Source organism: Acinetobacter bouvetii DSM 14964 = CIP 107468 (genome assembly GCF_000368865.1).
Lineage (GTDB): Bacteria > Pseudomonadota > Gammaproteobacteria > Pseudomonadales > Moraxellaceae > Acinetobacter > Acinetobacter bouvetii.
Genome location: NZ_KB849727.1, coordinates 15,846 through 35,906, shown reverse-complemented (window position 1 = coordinate 35,906; position 20,061 = coordinate 15,846). Strand labels below are relative to the sequence as shown.

Below are 20,061 nucleotides of genomic sequence, written 5' to 3'. Positions count from 1 at the left end.
ATTAATTCATCAAAACCTGTCCATCATTTGTTACTTAAACGTTAAGACGCAGAAAACTATGGCTTTTCCATCACCGACACCGCCGCGTTATATTTGTGTACATGCCTCTGAGCAATTATCTCCGCATTTGCAGCGGGTCTATTTTTCAAGTAAGGATTTTTCTGACTTCCCTACTGACCAAAATGGCGCACACATTAAGTTATTTTTTTCAGAACAAGCACACCTAACACCCCTGCTGCCTTACCGCAATGAACAAGGAAAAGTGCTGTGGCCTGATGGGCAAAAGCCAATTACACGGACATACACCATCCGCAATTTTTTAGCAGATGAACAACTTTTGGTGGTCGATTTTGTACGGCACGCGGATTATGGGACAGCAGCCAATTGGGCCATAAACGCTCAGCCTGGGCAAGTCATTGGCTTAGCGGGCCCTGGCGGCCGACCAAGATTTAATCCCGCTGCAGACTACTGGATTTTTATTGGCGACCTTTCAGCCTTGCCGATGATTGCTGCTTCTTTAGAACTGCTTCCAGCTCATGCTCATGGCGAAGTTTGGATCGAAATTGAAGATGAAAAAGATTGCATCCCCCTGATACATCCGGCTGCCGTAACAGTACATTGGCTGATTCAGCATCCAGATGCCGAAACAAAAATTCATGCCTCATTAGCGCAATTAGATTGGAATCAGCAGCAAATTTCTGTGAGTTTAGCGGGTGAAAATTCTCGGGTCGTGTCTTTACTGAAAGCGTTTAAACATCTTTATAAAGTCAAAAAAACGCATTTGTACGCAGTCCCGTATTGGAAAAAAGGCCACACAGAAGAGTCTTATCATCAAGAACGCCACCATGTCATGGACAATACAGCTTAGGCAAATATAGCTGCTCAATCGCGCTAATCATAAAACTTTAAAGTGACTCCTTAAATACTTGAGTTAATGTTAAATAATCATACAGCTAATTATTTTATAAGGATTTTTGCAGTGAAATTAAAACATGAAATTATTTTTATTATGATTATGAGCAGCTTAATAACCATGATCGTCACTGAGTTTATTCTGAGGATTAATTAACACTTTACCGCGGCTTTACAGCATACAACCGCCCCTAGATTGCTTAATCTCACCTGCATAAATATAGCTATTTGAAGATAAATTTAAATGTAAAAATTTCTTTCCGAATATTACTTAAGAATTGAATCCACCCGTACAACAAAAAAACTACCATATTCAATCTTATTCTGGGTGCTAAAGGTCAAGGCTATAAGTGTAACGGCAATTCTAATACTCATGACGATATTAGTTTTGTTGTTCATCAGTTTATTAAATTCCCCTGCACTGTCTACCCGCTCATTAAATCATGCAGGAAAAAAGCAGTGAAAATAGATTGAAAACTTCCGAATTATCAAAATGAGCTAACAATTAAATCCACTAAAAATCTCAATATTTTCAATAAGGTTCAATGTACTCATTCATCCGAAAATCTTATTTTGGATAAACAGGATTAAACTCTACACTCCCGCAAAATCAATAAGCATTTACAATTTAAAATAAAAAATCAACTATGATTTACAGACAAACTTTGATCATGTTTTTCATTAATTTCCAACTAAAAATCATGAATTAATTAAGTAACTTTATAGTGTTTATTGTATAAGTTTGTATCTCAAAAATCATTCCTCTTCGAATATTCAGTGACATTAACACCCCTAAATAACTAATAAGTAAATACTTTAAATAAACTATACCTTAAGTTCTAAAAATTCCTTATGTTTGCACAGGAATCAATCACATAGTATGTTAAAAAAACTGTGAATTAAGAATACTGTAAAACCTAAAACATCCTAAAAACTAGAGGCACGACATATTATAAAGTGAGAATCAAAAATGATTGAATGGTTACAAAATGAATTAAAACATAGCCCAGAAATCCTATTGTTCCTATCATTGGCAATCGGTTTTTGGATTGGTCAATTTCAGTTTGGAAAGTTTCAATTTGGCGGTGTAGCAGGTTCACTTCTTGTTGCTGTTGTATTAAGCCTGCTTGGTGTCCCTATAGATAATGGTGTCAAAGCAATTCTCTTTGCATTATTTATTTACGCGGTCGGTTTTGAAAGTGGTCCGCAGTTTTTCAAATCGCTTGGCCCGCAATCGCTTAAAGAAATTTTATTAGCAGTCTTTATGGCTGTGACTGGCCTAATTACAGTTTTAGTTATGGCCAAGCTTTTCAATCTTGATAAAGGTTTAGCTGCTGGTCTCGCTGCTGGCGGTATGACTCAATCTGCGATTATCGGTACTGCCGGTGATGCAATTTCAAGACTTGATCTTCCTCTTGCAGAGATTCAAAGGCTTCAAGCCAATGTCGCAATTGGCTACGCAGTGACTTATATCTTTGGTTCACTTGGCGCCATTATTATTTGTGCAAACATACTGCCTAAATTCATGGGCCGCGAAATTCGTGATGATGCACTTAAAGCGCAATCTGAACGTCTAAAAGGCGCTTTTGAATTGGCTCCTGGTCAAGAGCTTGCTGTACCTGAAATTGTTGGCCGTATTTATAAAGTTAAGCACGCTGCAGGAAAAACCATTGCAGAAATTGAAGCAATGGGATCAAGCGTTACCATTGAACGCCTTAAGCGCAACAATCAATTTGTAGATGTTTCTGCAGATCTGGTTTTGCAAGAAGATGATGTCATTTTAATTGTCGGGCGCCGCGCAAATGTCGTTGCAGTATCTGAAAAAATTGGCCCAGAACTCCAGTCCTCTCAGGGCATGGAAATGGTCATGGATACAACAGATGTCATTTTAATCAATTCAAAATACATCAATCGCACGCTGGGTGATGTTAAAGCAAATACACCACCCTATTTAAAGCACGGCATTTTTGTACTTTCCATTAAACGCAATGATGAAGTGCAAGTATTGAATGACGATACCGTACTGCGTCAAGGTGATGTTGTAACCGTTTATGGTACAAAAAACGACCTTCAGCGTTTAGTAAAAGAAGCCGGGAAAGCCATCGAAACCAGCTTAAAAACAGACTGGGTTTTCCACGGCGCTGGCCTGGTCGTTGGTTTGCTCATCGGTTTATTTGTGATTCGTATTGACGGTGTTCCTCTTACCCTGGGTGCAGGCGGCGGCGCTTTATTATCCGGCCTGTTATTTGGCTGGCTGCGCAGCCGCAATCAAGTGCGTGGCAATATGCCATTGGCGGCTTCTCAACTTTTAAAAGATCTGGGTTTGGCTGGTTTTGTTGCTGCCGTCGGCCTGCAGTCAGGACTGCAAGCCATACAAACCATCAAAGACAGCGGCCTTTCACTCTTTATGATTGGTGTCGTCGTCACTGTTGTTCCGCTGCTTCTTGCAATGTTATTCGCCCGCTATGTTTTACGTTATGACAACGTAGCAGTAATGGCAGGCGCAATCTCTGGCGCACGCAGTGCGAACCCTGCATTTGGTGCTGTACTTGATAAAGCTGGAAACTCAATTCCTACCGTCCCATTTGCAATTACATATGCTTTAGCAAACGTATTTTTAACTTTACTTGGTCCACTCATTGTAGGTTTGGCTTAAATCAGCCGATCTGAATAAAACATCCGCTTTAATATAAAAGGAGTCTCCTCATGGGGAATGTTGATTACACTAAATATTCAAAACTTAGCCCATTTGAACTAAAAGATAAACTCATCGAAATAGCTCAAAGTAAAACAGACCGCATGATGCTTAATGCTGGCCGAGGAAATCCTAACTTTTTGGCCACTGTTCCACGCAGAGCCTTCTTCCAGCTTGGTTTATTTTCTGCCACAGAATCTGAGTTTTCATTTTCATTTATGCCTGAGGGTTTAGGTGGATTCCCCCGCCCTGTAGCGTTACAAAACCGGTTTGATAACTTTATTTTGCAGAACCGTGACAAACCGGGCGTGGTTTTCTTAGGGAAAGCCGTATCGTATGTCCGAGATCAGCTTGGTTTAGACCCAGATGCATTTTTACTTGAAATGGTTGAAGGCGTTTTAGGCTGCAACTATCCAGTGCCTGACCGAATGCTCAGAATTAGTGAAACCATTATCAAAGAATATATTTTGCGTGAAATGGGCGTACAAAGTATGCCTAAAGATGGCTTGGATTTATTTGCAGTTGAAGGCGGCACAGCTGCCATGGCCTATATTTTCAATTCATTAAAAGAAAATAAAATCATTGCAAATGGTGACCGTATTGCAATTGGCGCACCCATTTTTACACCGTACCTAGAAATTCCAAAACTCAATGATTATCAGCTTGAAGAAGTGTTAATTCAGGCTGATCCAAACTTAGACTGGCAATATCCAGAATCTGAACTTAGAAAACTGGAAGATCCGTCCATTAAAGCATTCTTCTTGGTCAACCCAAGCAATCCGCCATCAGTGAAGATGAGTGATGAAGGATTGGCAATTTTAGCGGATATTGTCAAAAAACGTCCTGATTTAATTATTTTAACTGATGATGTTTATGGAACATTTGCCGATAATTTTAAATCCCTGTTTGCAATATGCCCAGACAATACCATTTTGGTCTATTCGTTCTCTAAATATTTTGGCGCAACAGGCTGGCGATTAGGCATCATTGCACTCAGCAATAACAATGTTCTTGATAAGAAACTGACAGAATTGCCAAATAAAGACAAAAAAGAACTTGAAGAGCGCTATTCATCTTTAACCACGGACCCAGCGAGCCTTAAGTTCATTGACCGTATTGTTGCAGATAGCCGCAATGTGGCATTAAACCATACAGCAGGTTTGTCCACTCCACAGCAAGTGCAAATGGTTTTATTTGCCTTGTTTAATTTAATGGACTCTCGTCAAAGCTATAAGGAAGCGGTCAAATCTGTTGTAAGGGAACGTGACGCAGCACTCTATCGACAGCTTGGTGTTGATGTTCCTCAAGACCCTAATGCTGTTGATTACTACACCCTTGTTAACTTAGAAACCACTTCACGCATATTATATGGCGATGAATTTGCCGATTGGGTAATGAAAAATAAGAACCCAACCGAACTGCTTTTCCGTGTAGCAGAGGAAACTGGCGTAGTTTTACTGCCAGGTTCTGGATTTGCTGTACAGCATCCTTCTGCACGTGCGTCTTTGGCAAATTTAAATGAGTTTGAATATGCGGCAATTGGCGACTCTTTACGGCGTTTTGCAGAAGACGCTCATAAAGAGTACTTAGCGGCTAAGAAATCAAAAAGTAAAAAATAAAGTCTTGTTGAATACAGTACTTTATCTATAAACCTCCTAATCTCATCTGCACCCCAAGAATTGGACACACGGTCTGATTTGAAGGGTGCATTTTTTTATCAAGCCGCACAGCTCAAGATATCGGCTCCATTGTAAGGTGCATAACTGGATTTTCGAGGATTGCTCCCCGCTGACCTCAGATCAGAATGGCTTCATCATTACAAAAATTATCATTAAAATGCTTTAAATTTCATGCATTTTTCATATATAAAAAGACATACTAAAATTAAGGTTTTAAAAATCTTCCGCATATAATTTTTATCAAACGAGGGCAAACAATGCAAAATAACAAACGCAGTTCTTTAGATCCCCAGCAGTCACATCTTTGGATTATTGGCGGCGGTATTGCCGGTATGGCTGCAGCGGCTTTTGCTATCCGTGATGCCAAAGTTCCAGCAAAAAACATTCATATTCTGGAAGAGCTTGATATCTCCGGCGGATCAATGGACGGCGGCCATACCCCGCATGCTGCGCAGGCATGGGTAACACGCGGCGGGCGCATGTTAACCGATGAAACCTATTTATGCCTTTGGGACTTGTTTACCAGCATTCCTTCCTTAGAAAACCCCGAAATTTCCGTACGCGAAGAATGCCGTGAATTTAACGAACAGGTGAAAACCCACGCCCAAGCGCGCCTGATTGATTCCAACCATATTATTGCTGACGCTGCCAAATTAGGCCTAAACACAATGCACCGCGCGCAAATGCTGCGCCTATTAGCCTCTAAAGAGGAAAAAATTGGCAGCCGGCGTATTGACGAATTTTTTGATGAGGCCTTTTTTGACACCAACTTCTGGCGCATGTGGCGCACCACCTTCGCCTTTCAAAAATGGCATAGCGCTGCTGAACTGCGCCGCTACTTTCTGCGCTTCATTCAGGAACTGCCACGCATTCATACCCTCGCCGGCGTAAAGCGCACCAAATATAATCAGTATGATTCCATGATTCTACCTCTGCAGCGCTGGCTGACGGCGCAAGGTGTTGATGTGCGCTTTGGCAATTACGTGACCGATGCTGACTTTGTCACAGATGAACAAACTCAGGAGCGCCGCGCGACACGATTATATGTCAAGCTGCCCGAGGGCACAGAGCAGATCGAGCTGAAACCGCATGACTTAGCCATTTTCACATTAGGCTCAATTACTGCCGATTCGCGCTATGGCGGCAATGATGATGTGCCGCCTTTAATCCGTGACCGTTTGGATCATGGCTGGACACTGTGGGAAACTTTAGCCAAAAAAGCCCCTGATTTTGGACGCCCGATGACGTTCTTCGGCAACATCGATGAGCATAAATGGGAGTCGTTCACGCTTACCATGAAAGACGATGTGCTATTAAAACGCATTATTGACTACACCGGCAATGAGCCTGGTACAGGCGCGCTGATGACTTGGTTTGAGTCTGGCTGGCATTTATCAATTGTTGTTCCTGCACAGCCGCACTTTGCCGACTTGCCGGAAGGCACATACACGCTATGGGGTTACGGTTTCCAAATTGACCATAACGGCGACTACATCAAAAAGCCCATGAGTGAAGCGACAGGCAAAGAGATTTTAACCGAACTGGTTAAGCAGCTGGGTTTTGATGACATTTTAGAACATGTGCTGCGGACAACCGATGTGACGACAGCAATGATGCCGTATGCATCCGCATTGTTCGCATGCCGCAAACCAGGTGACCGTCCATTAGTCATTCCGCAGGGTTCTCAAAACTTTGCCTTCTTGGGTCAGTTCGTAGAAATTGAAGATGATGTGGTGTTTACTGTTGAATATTCAGTGCGCGGCGCCATGCTGGCGATTTATGAATTCTTTGGTGTAGAGCGCGACATTCCAGAGATTTACAATGGCCTGCTCGATCCGAAAGTCGGCTTGAAGGCGCTGGAAACCGTCTTTCACTGATATCACCCAAATATAGAATATCCAGTATAAGAGCGCCCATAAGCGCTCTTATTTTTTGGCATGTGCTGAAACTTAGGGATGACAGGATGGCTGTTTATACTCATCAGTGAGTGGATGAGTACGTACCGCAAGGAATATGAAGAATTGCCATTTTCTGTAAAGGATAGTGAATGACCTGAAGCTCGAGAGCGCCATCGGCGGCCAATTCTTAGTGCATATAAATGTGTGATGCAGCATTAACCAATAAAATCGCCTAATGCGGCTTTATTGGTTTTAAGGATTTTCATTTATGAGCAATAATGTGAGTAACACATTCTATGATGCTCAATTTTAGAAATTAAAATAATATGATTATTCATCAATAATATCTGAGAAATTTGCACCCAATACCTTAGCCAAGTCTTGCGGTTTAAGCCCAATATCCAGCCCGCGCTTGCCGCCGCTGACATAAATTTTAGCTAGGCTTTCTGCAGATACATCAATCACAGTTTTTAAGCGCTTTTTCTGCCCGACTGGGCTGATTCCGCCAATCAGATAGCCTGTTAAACGTTCGGCATCTTTCGGGTCTGCCATTTTCAGTTTTTTACAGCCAAATGCTGTTGCTGCTTTTTTCAAACTCAGCTGATGATTGACTGGCAACACCGCAATAAAATAGTTTTTTTCGTCTGTCACCATCAATGTTTTAAAGACTTCTGCGACCTGCAGCCCGAGTTTTTCTGCAGCTTCTAGACCAAAACTTTTAGCATCTGGGTCATGTTCGTATTCATGAATAGAAAATTCGATTTTTTGTGATTTTAAAAGTTTGCAAGCAGGTGTCATCTTTGACTGATATTTAGCATGTGATTGCGAAATTATAAGCTTTTTAAAAAGAATTGTTTAGTTTGCTTAGGCTATTTCATATATAGAATTTTTATCGTAATCCTCACTAGACTAATATGTTGATTCTCCAGTTATTTATTAGAGTTTGTACTCAATAATAATCTTATTGGGTTTTATCCCAAGAGTTTTCCACAGATTTTGTGGACTTTTTCCCAACATAAATTATTGATAAATATAGACCAACATTACAATTGATTGTTTTTAAACCAATTTATACACTATTCATGCCAAGTCAATAATTGATGAATAAAAACCAAACAGAACCTAAATGACCTTAACCAATAATCCATTAGAAGCAATATAAAAATTAGCTAGTTCTGCAACTTTTAAATTGTAGATTGTTCTTTTAAATGTCGTGCTTAAAATATGAACTTCCTGTCCCCTTTGCCTTTAAAGCACTAAATGAGTTTTCATCTAAAATTGCACATAACCCATTATCGTCATATCCAAATAGATCAAAATAATCATCGTCTGGAATATCAAAACCTTTTCGATCAGCATCAAATAGATTTCGCACATGATAGCTGTCTGCACTATTTGGCAGTGTGGTTTCACGCAAGGGATTAGACATAAAAACTATTGCCTCAATTTCAGGGCTCATGGTTTGTATGATTTGACCATTTTTCAGCTCATCAAGACGCGTCCAGCCCAAGTCCTTACCAGAAACAGCGCGCTGGCAGAAGCAGAAATACCTTTAAGCTTTCCTTTATGAGAAAGTTTCAGCAGTTTTCCTTTATGAAGCGTTGCTAAATCTGTACCAGCTTTAATTTCAAAATAGTATGATTCCCAAATTTCTTTATGTTCTGTATATACAATGTGATCTACAGGCTGATAATACGGCTCCCCTTGCCCAGAATCCAATTGTGATAAGACCAAATCCCCTATCTTAATATTCTGTATCGGAACTAAACCGTGTTTAGTTACTACACGAGTTCCTGCAGGAAAGTCATATTCTAAATTCTGCAATATCATCACCAACTGCCCTTTTATTTATTATCATATCAATCTGATGATTATATTTTTATTAAAAAATTTAACCCCCCATCTAGAAAATTTCACATTTATTTATCAAAAGCCCAAACAGTCTGTTTGGGCTTGATTTTACCTTGAATCGCTTTTAGGTACTCAACCCAAACTTCTTAAAGATGCTGGCGCGGCGTTTGGGATGAATATTGGCCTTAGTCAAATCACCTTCATAATGGTCATATACACGCTTATCCATCATCTTGAACCACAGCGATGGAATCAGTGCAGGCAGCAGCATCGTCGCATAGCCGCTAGGCAGCTCAGGCGCTTCATCAAAGTGTCGCAGCGCTTGGAATGGCCGTGTCGGATACGCATGATGATCTGAATGCCGCTGCAGCTGATACAGGAACAAATTCGTCACCACATTGTTATTGTTCCAGCTATGCTCAGGCATGGTGCGCGCGTAGCTGCCATCCGCCTTTTCCTCACGCTTTAAGCCATAATGTTCAATATAATTAATAATTTCAAAAAGGCTGATGCCGTAGAGCGCTTGTGTCACCAAATACGGCGTCACTTTTTTGCCAAATAAAGACAGCATTGCCCCATGAAATCCAGCACTCATTGCCCAGCCATGAAACAGCTCATTTTCCTTGCTCCAGAAAGACAAGCCCTTACGTTTTAAGCGCTGCTTTTCAATCTGAACTGCAGATTTTACACCGCCAAATACCGTTCTTGGCCAAAACTCATAAAAAGTCTCTCCCATTTTAGATGATGCAGGATCTTCAGGCGTTGCAGCGCGCTTATGATGCCCATACGGATGTTCAATACGGAAGTGGTTGTATGCCAGCGGCGCGAGTGTCGCATGCGACCAATAATGATCCTTTTTATTTGGACGGTGGCACAGCTCATGCGCTGTATTGACACCAATGCCGTTGATTGCTCCCATGGATACGCCCAGCAAAATCTGGTCTAAGAACGACACATCTTTGCGCGTCACCACATAGCCGGCAAAAATATTCGCGGCCATCTGCAAAGGAATAAATACTTTGACAATGCGGTCATAGTAGGGGTCTTGCACCAGCACTTTAATATCTTCATCTGTCGGGTTATTGTCATCAGAACCAACAAGCGCATCAATCGCAGGAATAATCACATGCAATAACAGCGGCCCCCCCATGGCAAAAACTTTTTTGGTCATTTTCGGGCCAAAGTGATAGCCCGCTAAAATACCCATACCAATTACCGGTAATCCTGGACTTAATAACCAGCCGTAACGTTTCTTGTCAATGGACGCGCCATTGAACTGCTGCATTTGCTCTTGGTTTAATTTTGCTGGAGCATTCATTTGCAAGACTTCCTTCTTTCTCTCTTCTATGTTTATATTTCAAGAAATACAGGCGCAATAACAGTTGCAAGCGTCCAAAAAAACTATGCCAAAGTCTTTGGCATATATTGATAAAAACTGTCCTCTCAATACGGTATTGACTGTGTTGGGATATTTAACCAGCCAATATGCAATGAAGATAGAATGATAAAACATGGATGCTTTAAGTAAAATTTTTGATGATATTCATCTGAACAAATCTGAATATATTTATTTGAAAGCCAAGAATAACTGGGCTTTTCAATACCATGAACACGGCGCAATGATTGCCTATATCATGATGCAAGGCCAATGCCTGCTGCATGTTGAAGGTGAAAAAATTCAGCTTGAAGCAGGTGACTTGATTTTGATTCCGTCTGGACAAAATCACCTTTGCACCGCATCAACCGATTCCGTTTTTCAAGATGCGCTAGAGATCCGTCCACTGTTTGATGAAAAGCATCAAAAAACGATCAATTTAGAGTCAGATCAATATCCGCAGCGCGAAGACTGCCTGATTCTTGCCATACGCGGGCATGTCGACAGCATCATGGCGAAACCGCTGTTTAACGCGCTGCCCAAGTATTTGCATATACAGCATATTTTGAGCAGCACGGCGCCTGAGTGGCTGCAGATTGGCCTGCAGTTCTTAGCTGTGGAGGTTAATCAAATCCGCCCAGGGCGGGATAAAATACTCGATCATTTAGTCAGTATTTTATTTATTGAATGCGTGCGTGATTATATTGCGCAGCTCAGCGATTCGCATAACTGGCTGAATGCGCTAACTCACGCTGAACTATCTAACGCGCTGGCCGTAATTCATGGGCAGCCTGAATTGCCTTGGACTGTTGAAAGCTTAGCAGAACAATGCTGCATGTCGCGTTCAAAATTCGCCAATCTGTTTACCCAAATCATCGGTGAAACGCCACTGGCTTATTTACAGCAGCACCGCCTGAGGCTAGCCTCACAGCATTTACGCTCTGGCCAGTTGTCTATTCAGCAAATCGCATATCGAGTAGGCTATTCATCTGAAACGGCCTTTAGCCAAAGCTTTAAGCGCAGCTATGAACTGACGCCGAGCCAATATCGGCAGCTGCATCCGCAAAACGCTTAACCTTATTCAGCAACTGAAAAAGTGATCATGCCTTTTCCAAAAGACTTAAAATTGCCTGCACGGGGTCTTCGCTGTTCCCAGACAGCAGCTGCTTATGCATGGTGATATGCTGCATCGCTTGAATTTGTGCGGTTTCAACATTCATCAATTTTTCAATTTCATCCGCCAGTTTCTCCGGTGTTGCGTCTTTTTGAATCAGCTCCTGAATGACTTTTTTCCCGGCAATAATGTTTGGCAAAGAATAATATGGAATCTTAATTAAGAACTTCACCACATGATAAGTCAGCCAATTCAGCTGATAAAATGTCACCATTGGGCGATGCAGCAGCATGGCTTCCAGCGTTGCCGTACCCGAAGCCAATGCCACAATGTTTGAAGCATTCATTACCTGCCGACCAATTTTTGATTCTGAATCCGTATTTTCAAGCAGCTGTACTTTGGCTTTTAAATCAGCAGGATACTTATCCAAGAGCGCTTGAATCTGCTGCTTTCGCGCATCATTGATGGCAGGAATCAGAAAGACATACTCAGGATGCTTTTGCATCACAATCTGAGCTGCATCCAACACCAGCGGACCTAAGCGCTCAATTTCGCCGCGGCGGCTGCCCGGTAATAATGCAATATGCTGCTGATCTGGATTGAGATCTAATTCTTCTTTGGCATCTGCGATTGGATTTGCTAATGGCAGCTGGCTGGCTAAAGGATGGCCAACAAAAGCTGCCGGCACATCCCATTTTTTGAAGAATGCTTTTTCAAAAGGAAATAAACATAAAACCAAATCAATACTGGCCTTGATGCCATGCACGCGGCCCTGCCGCCATGCCCATACCGATGGACTGACATATTGCACGGTTTTAATCGGCAGCTGTTTCTGTTTTAAGCTTTTAGACAGCCGCAGATTAAAATCTGGTGCATCAATGCCGACAAACACATCAACAGGATTCTTGCTCCAAATTTCAACCAGCCCATCACGCACTGCAAAAAGCTTTTTGATATCCTTCAAAACTTCAACAATACCCATGACCGAAAGGATATCCATAGGATAATAGCTTTTAAAGCCTTCAGCGATCATTTGCGGACCGCCAATACCCTCAAATTCAGCATCGATGCCCTGCTCACGAAACCGGCGAATCAGTTTGGCGCCCAAAGTATCTCCTGAGACTTCCCCCACGACGATTCCAATTTTGAGTTTCCGGTTTTGCAAGTTTTTATCCTCAAGAGTTTAATATATTCTAAAGTATGCACATTTTAGCATAGTCCTGTATTTTATAGCTGCTCGCTATACTGGCAGAAGCAAGGCTATAAAGGCGCAAAAAAATTATTCATAGCATTAAAGAGATACAATTGCGTACTGTACAAACTTGGATGATGCAAGAAATTAGGCGGCCGCTTCTAAACCTGTGGCATTGGTCCAAGCAGCATGTCCTGTTGACCCTCATCCTATCCGGCATTTTTCAGTTATTGGTCTTTATTGTGTTTCCAAGCACATGGATACCGATGTCTCCGCAGCCCGTGCAGTTCGAACCGCAGAATATCGATATTCAGCAGCGGCAGCAACGATTATTGATTATTCAGCAGCATCGGAAAAAATGGATTGCGCATTGTGCAAATCAGGCCAAATCGATCCAATCGCTCTGTGAAAAAAATATCCAGCCCAAAATTATTCACCTTGAAGGCATAGTCTTGAAGCGCAGTTTGATGAACTATAAAAATACGCCACAAGATATGTTTATCCGTAAAATCCAATTTACAGAACATTTACCTGAGCAGGAAATCATCACTTATGCCGCCGATGCAAAGGACTTTGCAGCATGGCAGAAAACTGTATACATGCCTTTGTATCTCTTAAGACTGCTTTGCCTGATCAATTTGATTTGGTTAGGCAGCCTATCGTTGCGAAAGCCGCTTAATAGGTCATCTGCATGAACAGCATGCTTTCTGCAATCTTTATCATTTTTTAGAATAAGCAAATCACTAATCAAGACAACAGCTTATATTTAAAAGTCATAAGATATGCTCGTTTTTTGATTTTGGCATATAACCATGTTTGGTCCTTTTGAATTTATTCTGGCTGGTGTCTTGGTCGGTTTCTGTGTCGGCATTACCGGTGTCGGCGGCGGTTCACTAATGACTCCTATCCTCATCAGCTTATTTAGGATTGAGCCTCATATCGCCATTGGTACTGACCTGCTTTATGCCGCTATTTCAAAATTCTGCGGTTCCTTAGTACATGCAAAAAAATTAAATATTGTATGGCCAATCGTTATTTGGCTTGCCATCGGCAGCATCCCGGCTTCCTTCGCCACGCATTGGGTTCTGGACAATTACTTAAGCCAATCCAGCAGCTATAAAGCGGTATTAACCATGGTGCTTGGCTTTATGCTGACCCTGACCGGCCTTTCAATTATGTTCCGCGGACATATAGAACGCTTTTTCAACAAATTCCGTAAAGCTGATGTTTTAGACGATATGACAGAAGACTTGGAACACGTTAATTTCAAGGCAAAAAATAAACGCCTATATATTGTCATTATGGGCATTATTTTAGGCGTCTTCGTTACGCTTTCTTCTGTCGGCGCCGGCGCATTCGGCATTATGGCTTTGGTATTGATGTTCCCTAATTTGCCGATGATCCGCATTATCGGCTCAGATGTTGTCCATGCTGTACTGCTGACCTTTGTTGCCGGCATGGGCCATATGACTTCAGGCAACGTAGATTTCCATTTGCTTGGCTGGCTGCTGTGCGGCTCAATCCCTGCAATCGTCATCGGCACCCTGATCAGCTCTCGCTTGCCTGAAAAACTAATCCGCAAAATTTTAGGCATTACGCTATTTGCACTGGGGGTAAATTTCATTATTCATCCCGTGAAATCAAAACCAGCAGCTAAACCTGAAACAGCAATGCTCATTCAAACCCATGCCGCAAATCTGCATAAAAGCGTGAATGTTTAAATTATCTTTACGATTCATCACTTTTTTTTCACCGACATATTGATCTTTTTTATAACAATGAAGCAGTGCATTCATGTTATATTCGGCTCATGAAACAACCTTTTGTATGAACAACCAGTGACGGCAATGAATACACAACAGTCAAACCCAATTACTCAATCAGATATCGATGACGTGAATGTAAAAAGCATTCAGCCTCTTGTAACGCCAGCGGAACTCAAAAAAGAAGTACCTTTGACTGAAACTGCTTATCAGACCGTTCTTAAAGGCCGTGAAACTGTCCGCAATATTTTGGATGGCAAAGACAAGCGCCTATTCATTGTGATTGGCCCCTGCTCAATTCACGACACCGTTGCTGCGCATGAGTATGCTGACCGCCTGAAAGTATTAAGCGAAAAAATTAAAGATACGATTTATGTGGTCATGCGTGTGTACTTTGAAAAGCCGCGTACCACCGTCGGCTGGAAAGGCTTGATTAATGACCCGGATATGAACGACTCTTTCAATATTGAAAAAGGTCTTCGCATTGGCCGCCAGCTGCTTCGTGAACTAAATGAAAAAGGCCTGCCTTGCGCAACTGAAGCACTTGATCCAAACTCACCGCAGTATTATCAAGATTTAATTTCATGGTCTGCAATTGGCGCGCGCACCACAGAGAGCCAAACACACCGTGAAATGTCATCAGGCTTATCTTCACCAGTCGGCTTTAAAAATGGCACAGACGGCGGTTTGACCGTTGCTACCAATGCGATGCAGTCTGTAAAACATGGCCACAGCTTCCTTGGCTTAAATGACCAAGGCCAAGTTTCTGTCATTCATACCAGCGGCAACCCTTATGCGCATGTTGTATTGCGTGGCGGCAACGGCAAGCCAAACTATGACGCAGGTTCAGTCGCGGAAGCAGAAGCGGCATTGGCCAAAGCCAAAGTCAGCGGCAAAATCATGATTGATGCCAGCCATGCCAACTCAAACAAAGACCCGTACCTGCAGCCTTTAGTATTAAAAAATATTACCGAGCAAATTCTAGACGGCAATAAGTCTATTGTTGGACTGATGGTGGAAAGCCACTTGAAAGGCGGACGTCAGGACATTCCTGCTGACCTGAGCAGCTTAGAATACGGCAAATCTGTAACCGATGGCTGTATTGATTGGGAAACCACTGAGCACGCGTTGCTGGAAATGCATGAAGCGCTCAAAAGCGTATTGCCAAACCGTTAAGGGCTAAGCAAAGACGCAAAGAACTGTAAAACGCCATCGTCAAGATGGCGTTTTTAATTTATAGTGAATGTATGACTTGAAAGCAAAAATAACAGCATGAATGAGATTGAAAACGGTTTAAGCAAAATTGAAAACTTCCAGTTCGTTCACGAACACCTGTTCAGTTCTGGGCAGCCGTCTGCGGAACAGCTGCAGCTGATTAAAGAATACGGCGTAACCACCGTCATCAACCTTGCCTTGACGGATGCCAGTAATCATTTAGACAGCGAAGACCGTGTTTGCCTGGAATTAGGCCTGAACTATATTCACGTGCCCATTCTTTGGGATACGCCGTCAGATGATCAATGTTTGCTGGTACTGGATATGATTGATCATCTTGTGCAGGAACAAATGGTGTGGGTGCACTGCTCAAAAAATTTCCGTATCAGCAGCTTGATGTATTTATACCGTCAATACTATATGAATATAGACATGCCCGCAGCACAGGAGCTGATGCACCAGATTTGGGAGCCGAATGAAACATGGACAGGCTTAATTCATGCTGTTTCACTTCAGCTGCAAGGCCGTAAATCAACTCAAGAGCTGCAGCAGTCTTTAATTCATCCAAATCATTTTGCGTGAACAACCAGCACGGTTGCCATCGATAAAATGCCTTCCTGACGGCCAGTGAACCCAAGTTTTTCAGTGGTCGTTGCTTTCACACTGATTTGCGTCGTATCCACATTCAGCACATCTGCAATGCTTTGGCGCATTTCTAAATTATGCTTTGCCAATTTAGGGCGTTCGCAGGCAACAGTTATATCCGCATTCGACAGCACGTAGCCGCGATCTAAAATAAGCTGATACACATGCTTCAGCAAAGCCTTGCTGTCAGCGCCTTTAAAATTTGGATCTGTATCTGGAAAATGCTGTCCAATATCACCAAGCGCCAATGCGCCCAATAAGGCATCACACAGCGCATGCAAAACCACATCGCCATCTGAATGCGCTTTTAAGCCATGCGTATGCGGGATTTGCACCCCTGCGAGAGTAACGAACTCACCGTCTTCAAAAGCATGGACATCGAGCCCTTGACCGATTCTAATTTGTGCAGCCATCGCATTCTTCCTTTAGAAATAAACGATTGAAATCTTGTATTCACGCTTTCTATTTCGCTATAGTTAGTACAAGCGCAACGTAGTGAAAGTATAAGCGATCATGCTGTTGAAATCTGATATAAATATCATCAAAACCATTACAATTGGCTTAAGTATTGGCTTTTTTTTCTCAAGCCCTATCCATGCAGAAGCAATAGACTGCTCTGTCCCCGGCCACTCTTTGCAAAAAGTGTGTTCAGCAGCTTTTTCTAAACAGCGTGATCATCTGGATAACCTCTACCTAACCTCACTCCTGGTTACCGATGCGCCTGCCCGCATTATCAAAGATACTCAGCTGATGTGGGTCCAGCGGTTAAAGCAATGTAAAAGTATTGACTGCATTAAGCAGCAAATTGATTTGCGCGCAGATGACCTGAATATTTTTGTATCATTAAATCAAAGCCTGACTCAGCACTACTTAAAATTTGAACGCGGCGCCTTTGCACAGCAGCAGGTGCATATGAAAGTCCATCAGCTCAGCAAGGACCGCATTAAAATTGAAGCTGTGGCCTACCGCAACCCAAACAACCGCTTAGATGCTCAAAGCATCGCCTTTTTAGCCTATACCACGCCAAATCAAAAAACTGAAGTCACTGACAACGAGCATGATTGCAAATATCAGTTTAACTACAGCAAAGCGATTCTTTCAGTTAAAACTGTGCAAAAAGGCTGTGAACGTTTTGCGGGTGTTTACCGTTTATATGATTGATGTTTTTGCTGAATTCATGAATTTCAGCTCTTAATCTTCAAATACTTATTATTAGGTATTCTAAACCTTTTTTTAGCCCTTTATAGTTTTCATAGAATTTATAAGGGGTAAACAATGAATATTAAATTACTTTTCGGTTCACTTTGCATTGCAGCAATCTCTTCCCAAACTCAAGCATAGCAGCCTGCTACATGTGTAGAAAATAGCAGCCAGCCTGCATGTGCGACTGTTTCTCCTGAATCACTGCCCCAACCTTTTAACTTTGGCCAACTTAATGCCAAAGTCGTTTTTGGTTTTGGAAATGATGGCTGCCTACTTTCCAGTCCAGTTGCTACAATTTCCGGACAATTACAGCCAAATCCCGGTATGCCAAATGAAAAACCTTATGATAGTAAATGCGCATACAACGATCAATTAGATAGAGCTAAAGTTATTGTTAAAGAATATAAAACTGAAAAAAATGGCAATCAGTATATAGTCCGGATTTTTGGCATGTATGCTGTAAAAGATGTAGGCATTATTACCCCTACATTTGGGCACAAACATGAATGGGAACATGCACTACTTTATATCAAAAATAAGAAAGTTGAATATGTAGGCGCGTCACAGCATACAGAAGTGAAACAATACCCAAGCCAAGAGGTGCCTCATCTATTAAATCAACCCAATACCTTTCCTTTAAAATACGTGATGCATAAAGGAACTCATGATTTCAGCAAATATGACGGCAAAAAACAAGATGGACAATTTGTCCCTAAGGCAACAAATCCAACGCCAAATGGTAAATGGTTTGGCGAGGACAATAGTGTCTACATTGAATATAAAGAACAACCTGAACAAGCAACACTGCCATCTCAATACATTGCCATCTTGAAAAAATGGCACAATGGCGGGATTAATTTAAAAGTGGGAAATGTTGACTACATCAATAAGTGGCTCCCAGATTCTTGGAAAAAAGATCAAGTAACTTTCAAATAATATTCAGAAGGCGCATTTTCATGCGCCTTCATTATCCTCTCTAAAATTATTTACGTACTGCTCAATTATCTTTTATATACGGTGTGCTTGAGCAACCTGTTGGCTAATCATAGCCGCTGTTGCCGCTGACAGCGTCCAACCTAAATGCCCATGTCCCGTATTGTAAAAAACACGTTCGCGCTTACCGCGATTTACGATGGGCATCATATTTGGCATCATCGGGCGCAGCCCTGCCCACGGTACAGAAAATTCAGTGGATAAATTGAAGTTGCGGTTCACCCAATCGACCAAGGGCTGTATCCGGTCAGAGCGGATATCACGGTTGTAGCCATTAAATTCTGCCGTTCCTGCAACACGCAAACGGTCAGAACCTAATCGCGAAGTGACAATTTTGGCGCTTTCATCCAGCAAACTCACCCACGGCGCATATTTTTGACTGTATTCATCCCGCAGCTCAACAGTAATCGAATATCCCTTAACAGGGTAAATATTTACACGGTCACCCAGCATGTCCGCTAGCTGATAACTGCCCACACCGCCGCATACCACGACAGCGTCAGCATTCAATACTTCAATGATGCCTGCATCTGCATCCATATTTTCATCGCTGGCTTTAAGCTGAATACTGATCCCTTGCTCATAATGCTGAATGGATATGACTTCCTGACCAAATAAATATTCCACACCATTTTGCTGTGTGACCCGCGCCAAGCCAGCCGTAAATTTGTGAATATCGCCAGTTGCATCTCCTGGACAATAGAATCCGCCGTAATAATTTCCCGTTAAACTTGGCTCAATTGATTTAATTTCATCATGGCTTACTGCATAGCGTTCCAAACCGCCTTCACATAGCAGTGTATTAACCCTAATTGCAGTTTCATAATCTGCTTTAGTATAGTAAAAATGCAAAATCCCGCGTTTTTCCAAATTAAAATCGATACTTTCTTTTTCTGCAATTTCAAACAGCCGCTGCCGGGCCAATAACGCCATCCTGACTGTTTCTTGAGTGTTTTCTTTATAGTGCTTGATATTGCCTAAAAATTCCATCAGCCATGCATATTTATGCACACTGAAACTGGGGTTCAAAAGCAAGGGTGCAGACTTTTCCGACATCCATTTAATGCCTTTAAGCACCGTTGCCTTTTGATTCCAAACTTCTGCATTGCATGCAGACAGCTGTCCGCCATTGGCAAATGATGTCTCCATTGCCGGATACAAATGCTTATCTATTACAGTAACATGATAACCCAAAAGGCTAAGCTCATAGGCTGTTGTAACACCGGTAATTCCCGCACCAATCACTGCTATACGGCACATAGGCACTCCTTAAAATGCAAAAGCATTTCAAATCATTGCGCCTCATCTGTTTGGGTACCTGAGAGCTTCAATGAAGCTGAATGATTTCAGATTCATCTTCCTCCTTCGGTGAGCATTCTCTTTTAAATGCTTCTCTCCAGATTTTTTCAATTATTGCAGTCCTTTTGCCTGAGAGTTTCCTGAGGCTTTGCTCCTTCGGCGAGCGCATTGAGCGCTTCTCTCCTGCAATAATTGCTCTCTATAATATGAGCAATTTTTATACCAGA

General features: G+C 42.1%; 18 protein-coding genes and 1 riboswitch. Of the genes, 11 read left to right on the top strand and 7 right to left on the bottom strand.

Translation table 11 applies throughout. From position 1 onward, the window contains the following. Positions 1–58 precede the first annotated feature (58 nt). The 4 genes from F941_RS07195 (at position 59) to F941_RS07180 (ending at position 7,163) form a co-directional block, all read left to right on the top strand. Positions 59–868, top strand: a complete 810-nt coding sequence (locus F941_RS07195) for a siderophore-interacting protein (protein ID WP_005009566.1) — start codon at positions 59–61, stop codon at positions 866–868. Between the two features lie 1,014 nt (positions 869–1,882). After that, complete coding sequence (gene aspT, locus F941_RS07190; RefSeq protein ID WP_005009564.1) at positions 1,883–3,568, top strand: aspartate-alanine antiporter; 1,686 nt, start codon at positions 1,883–1,885, stop codon at positions 3,566–3,568. Between the two features lie 50 nt (positions 3,569–3,618). Then, positions 3,619–5,226: a bifunctional aspartate transaminase/aspartate 4-decarboxylase gene (locus F941_RS07185; protein WP_005009563.1), complete on the top strand. Its 1,608-nt coding sequence runs from the start codon at positions 3,619–3,621 to the stop codon at positions 5,224–5,226. A gap of 317 nt (positions 5,227–5,543) precedes the next feature. Beyond that, positions 5,544–7,163 carry an oleate hydratase gene (locus F941_RS07180; RefSeq protein WP_005009561.1) on the top strand — a complete coding sequence of 540 codons (1,620 nt, stop codon included), beginning with the start codon at positions 5,544–5,546 and terminating at the stop codon, positions 7,161–7,163. 351 nt (positions 7,164–7,514) lie between these two features. On the opposite strand, the gene ybaK is transcribed toward F941_RS07180, so the two are convergent. The 4 genes from ybaK to F941_RS07160 form a co-directional block, all read right to left on the bottom strand. Then, a complete protein-coding gene (ybaK, locus tag F941_RS07175; protein WP_005009560.1) occupies positions 7,515–7,982 on the bottom strand; it encodes a Cys-tRNA(Pro) deacylase in 468 nt (155 codons plus the stop codon). Between the two features lie 406 nt (positions 7,983–8,388). After that, positions 8,389–8,694 (bottom strand): hypothetical protein, encoded by a 306-nt coding sequence (locus tag F941_RS07170; RefSeq protein ID WP_154649280.1) that lies wholly within the window; start codon positions 8,692–8,694, stop codon positions 8,389–8,391. Then, on the bottom strand, positions 8,667–9,014 hold the full coding sequence (locus F941_RS07165; protein WP_005009554.1) for a Hint domain-containing protein: 348 nt from the start codon (positions 9,012–9,014) through the stop codon (positions 8,667–8,669). Before F941_RS07165 ends, F941_RS07170 begins: the two co-directional genes overlap by 28 nt. 145 nt (positions 9,015–9,159) lie before the next feature. Then, positions 9,160–10,353, bottom strand: a complete 1,194-nt coding sequence (locus F941_RS07160; protein WP_005009551.1) for an alkane 1-monooxygenase — start codon at positions 10,351–10,353, stop codon at positions 9,160–9,162. A gap of 193 nt (positions 10,354–10,546) precedes the next feature. Between F941_RS07160 and F941_RS07155 the strand changes: the two genes are divergently transcribed. After that, positions 10,547–11,485 (top strand): AraC family transcriptional regulator, encoded by a 939-nt coding sequence (locus tag F941_RS07155; RefSeq protein ID WP_005009549.1) that lies wholly within the window; start codon positions 10,547–10,549, stop codon positions 11,483–11,485. 25 nt (positions 11,486–11,510) lie between these two features. Here F941_RS07155 and lpxB read toward each other — a convergent pair whose 3' ends face one another. Beyond that, positions 11,511–12,689, bottom strand: coding sequence for a lipid-A-disaccharide synthase (lpxB, locus tag F941_RS07150; RefSeq protein WP_005009547.1), 1,179 nt, complete (start codon positions 12,687–12,689; stop codon positions 11,511–11,513). Positions 12,690–12,829: 140 nt separating this feature from the next. Between lpxB and F941_RS07145 the strand changes: the two genes are divergently transcribed. From F941_RS07145 to F941_RS07130, 4 genes are all read left to right on the top strand, one after another. After that, positions 12,830–13,411, top strand: coding sequence for a hypothetical protein (locus F941_RS07145; RefSeq protein ID WP_228128311.1), 582 nt, complete (start codon positions 12,830–12,832; stop codon positions 13,409–13,411). A 117-nt stretch (positions 13,412–13,528) separates the two neighbouring features. Then, positions 13,529–14,437: a sulfite exporter TauE/SafE family protein gene (locus tag F941_RS07140; RefSeq protein ID WP_005009545.1), complete on the top strand. Its 909-nt coding sequence runs from the start codon at positions 13,529–13,531 to the stop codon at positions 14,435–14,437. Positions 14,438–14,563: 126 nt separating this feature from the next. Continuing rightward, entirely contained in the window at positions 14,564–15,655 is a 1,092-nt protein-coding gene (locus F941_RS07135; protein WP_005009544.1) for a 3-deoxy-7-phosphoheptulonate synthase, read from the top strand. Between the two features lie 96 nt (positions 15,656–15,751). Beyond that, positions 15,752–16,276, top strand: coding sequence for a protein tyrosine phosphatase family protein (locus tag F941_RS07130; RefSeq protein ID WP_005009543.1), 525 nt, complete (start codon positions 15,752–15,754; stop codon positions 16,274–16,276). Here F941_RS07130 and ispF read toward each other — a convergent pair. Then, positions 16,264–16,752 (bottom strand): 2-C-methyl-D-erythritol 2,4-cyclodiphosphate synthase, encoded by a 489-nt coding sequence (gene ispF / locus F941_RS07125; RefSeq protein ID WP_005009542.1) that lies wholly within the window; start codon positions 16,750–16,752, stop codon positions 16,264–16,266. The two genes, F941_RS07130 and ispF, sit on opposite strands and share 13 nt — an antisense overlap. Before the next feature lie 100 nt (positions 16,753–16,852). On the opposite strand from ispF, the gene F941_RS07120 reads away from it, so the two are divergent. Both F941_RS07120 and F941_RS07115 read left to right on the top strand, forming a co-directional pair. After that, the gene (locus F941_RS07120) at positions 16,853–17,500 is read left to right on the top strand and encodes an A1S_1983 family putative colistin resistance protein (protein WP_005009540.1); all 648 of its coding nucleotides are present in this window, start codon (positions 16,853–16,855) and stop codon (positions 17,498–17,500) included. 243 nt (positions 17,501–17,743) lie between these two features. Further along, positions 17,744–18,478: an NPP1 family protein gene (locus tag F941_RS07115; RefSeq protein WP_081400536.1), complete on the top strand. Its 735-nt coding sequence runs from the start codon at positions 17,744–17,746 to the stop codon at positions 18,476–18,478. Between the two features lie 72 nt (positions 18,479–18,550). Here F941_RS07115 and F941_RS07110 read toward each other — a convergent pair whose 3' ends face one another. Then, positions 18,551–19,795 (bottom strand): D-amino acid dehydrogenase, encoded by a 1,245-nt coding sequence (locus F941_RS07110; protein WP_005009538.1) that lies wholly within the window; start codon positions 19,793–19,795, stop codon positions 18,551–18,553. 146 nt (positions 19,796–19,941) lie between these two features. Then, positions 19,942–20,030, bottom strand: a riboswitch (glycine riboswitch). Positions 20,031–20,061 lie beyond the last annotated feature (31 nt).

Excerpts from the sequence above, each read along its gene's own strand:
- F941_RS07140 (WP_005009545.1), top strand. The coding sequence starts at position 13,529 with ATGTTTGGTCCTTTTGAATTTATTCTGGCTGGTGTCTTGGTCGGTTTC.
- F941_RS07110 (WP_005009538.1), bottom strand. The coding sequence starts at position 19,795 with ATGTGCCGTATAGCAGTGATTGGTGCGGGAATTACCGGTGTTACAACA.
- F941_RS07135 (WP_005009544.1), top strand. The coding sequence starts at position 14,564 with ATGAATACACAACAGTCAAACCCAATTACTCAATCAGATATCGATGAC.
- F941_RS07195 (WP_005009566.1), top strand. The coding sequence starts at position 59 with ATGGCTTTTCCATCACCGACACCGCCGCGTTATATTTGTGTACATGCC.
- F941_RS07165 (WP_005009554.1), bottom strand. The coding sequence starts at position 9,014 with ATGATATTGCAGAATTTAGAATATGACTTTCCTGCAGGAACTCGTGTA.
- F941_RS07155 (WP_005009549.1), top strand. The coding sequence starts at position 10,547 with ATGGATGCTTTAAGTAAAATTTTTGATGATATTCATCTGAACAAATCT.
- ybaK (WP_005009560.1), bottom strand. The coding sequence starts at position 7,982 with ATGACACCTGCTTGCAAACTTTTAAAATCACAAAAAATCGAATTTTCT.
- aspT (WP_005009564.1), top strand. The coding sequence starts at position 1,883 with ATGATTGAATGGTTACAAAATGAATTAAAACATAGCCCAGAAATCCTA.
- F941_RS07185 (WP_005009563.1), top strand. The coding sequence starts at position 3,619 with ATGGGGAATGTTGATTACACTAAATATTCAAAACTTAGCCCATTTGAA.
- ispF (WP_005009542.1), bottom strand. The coding sequence starts at position 16,752 with ATGGCTGCACAAATTAGAATCGGTCAAGGGCTCGATGTCCATGCTTTT.
- F941_RS07160 (WP_005009551.1), bottom strand. The coding sequence starts at position 10,353 with ATGAATGCTCCAGCAAAATTAAACCAAGAGCAAATGCAGCAGTTCAAT.
- F941_RS07130 (WP_005009543.1), top strand. The coding sequence starts at position 15,752 with ATGAATGAGATTGAAAACGGTTTAAGCAAAATTGAAAACTTCCAGTTC.
- F941_RS07120 (WP_005009540.1), top strand. The coding sequence starts at position 16,853 with ATGCTGTTGAAATCTGATATAAATATCATCAAAACCATTACAATTGGC.
- F941_RS07180 (WP_005009561.1), top strand. The coding sequence starts at position 5,544 with ATGCAAAATAACAAACGCAGTTCTTTAGATCCCCAGCAGTCACATCTT.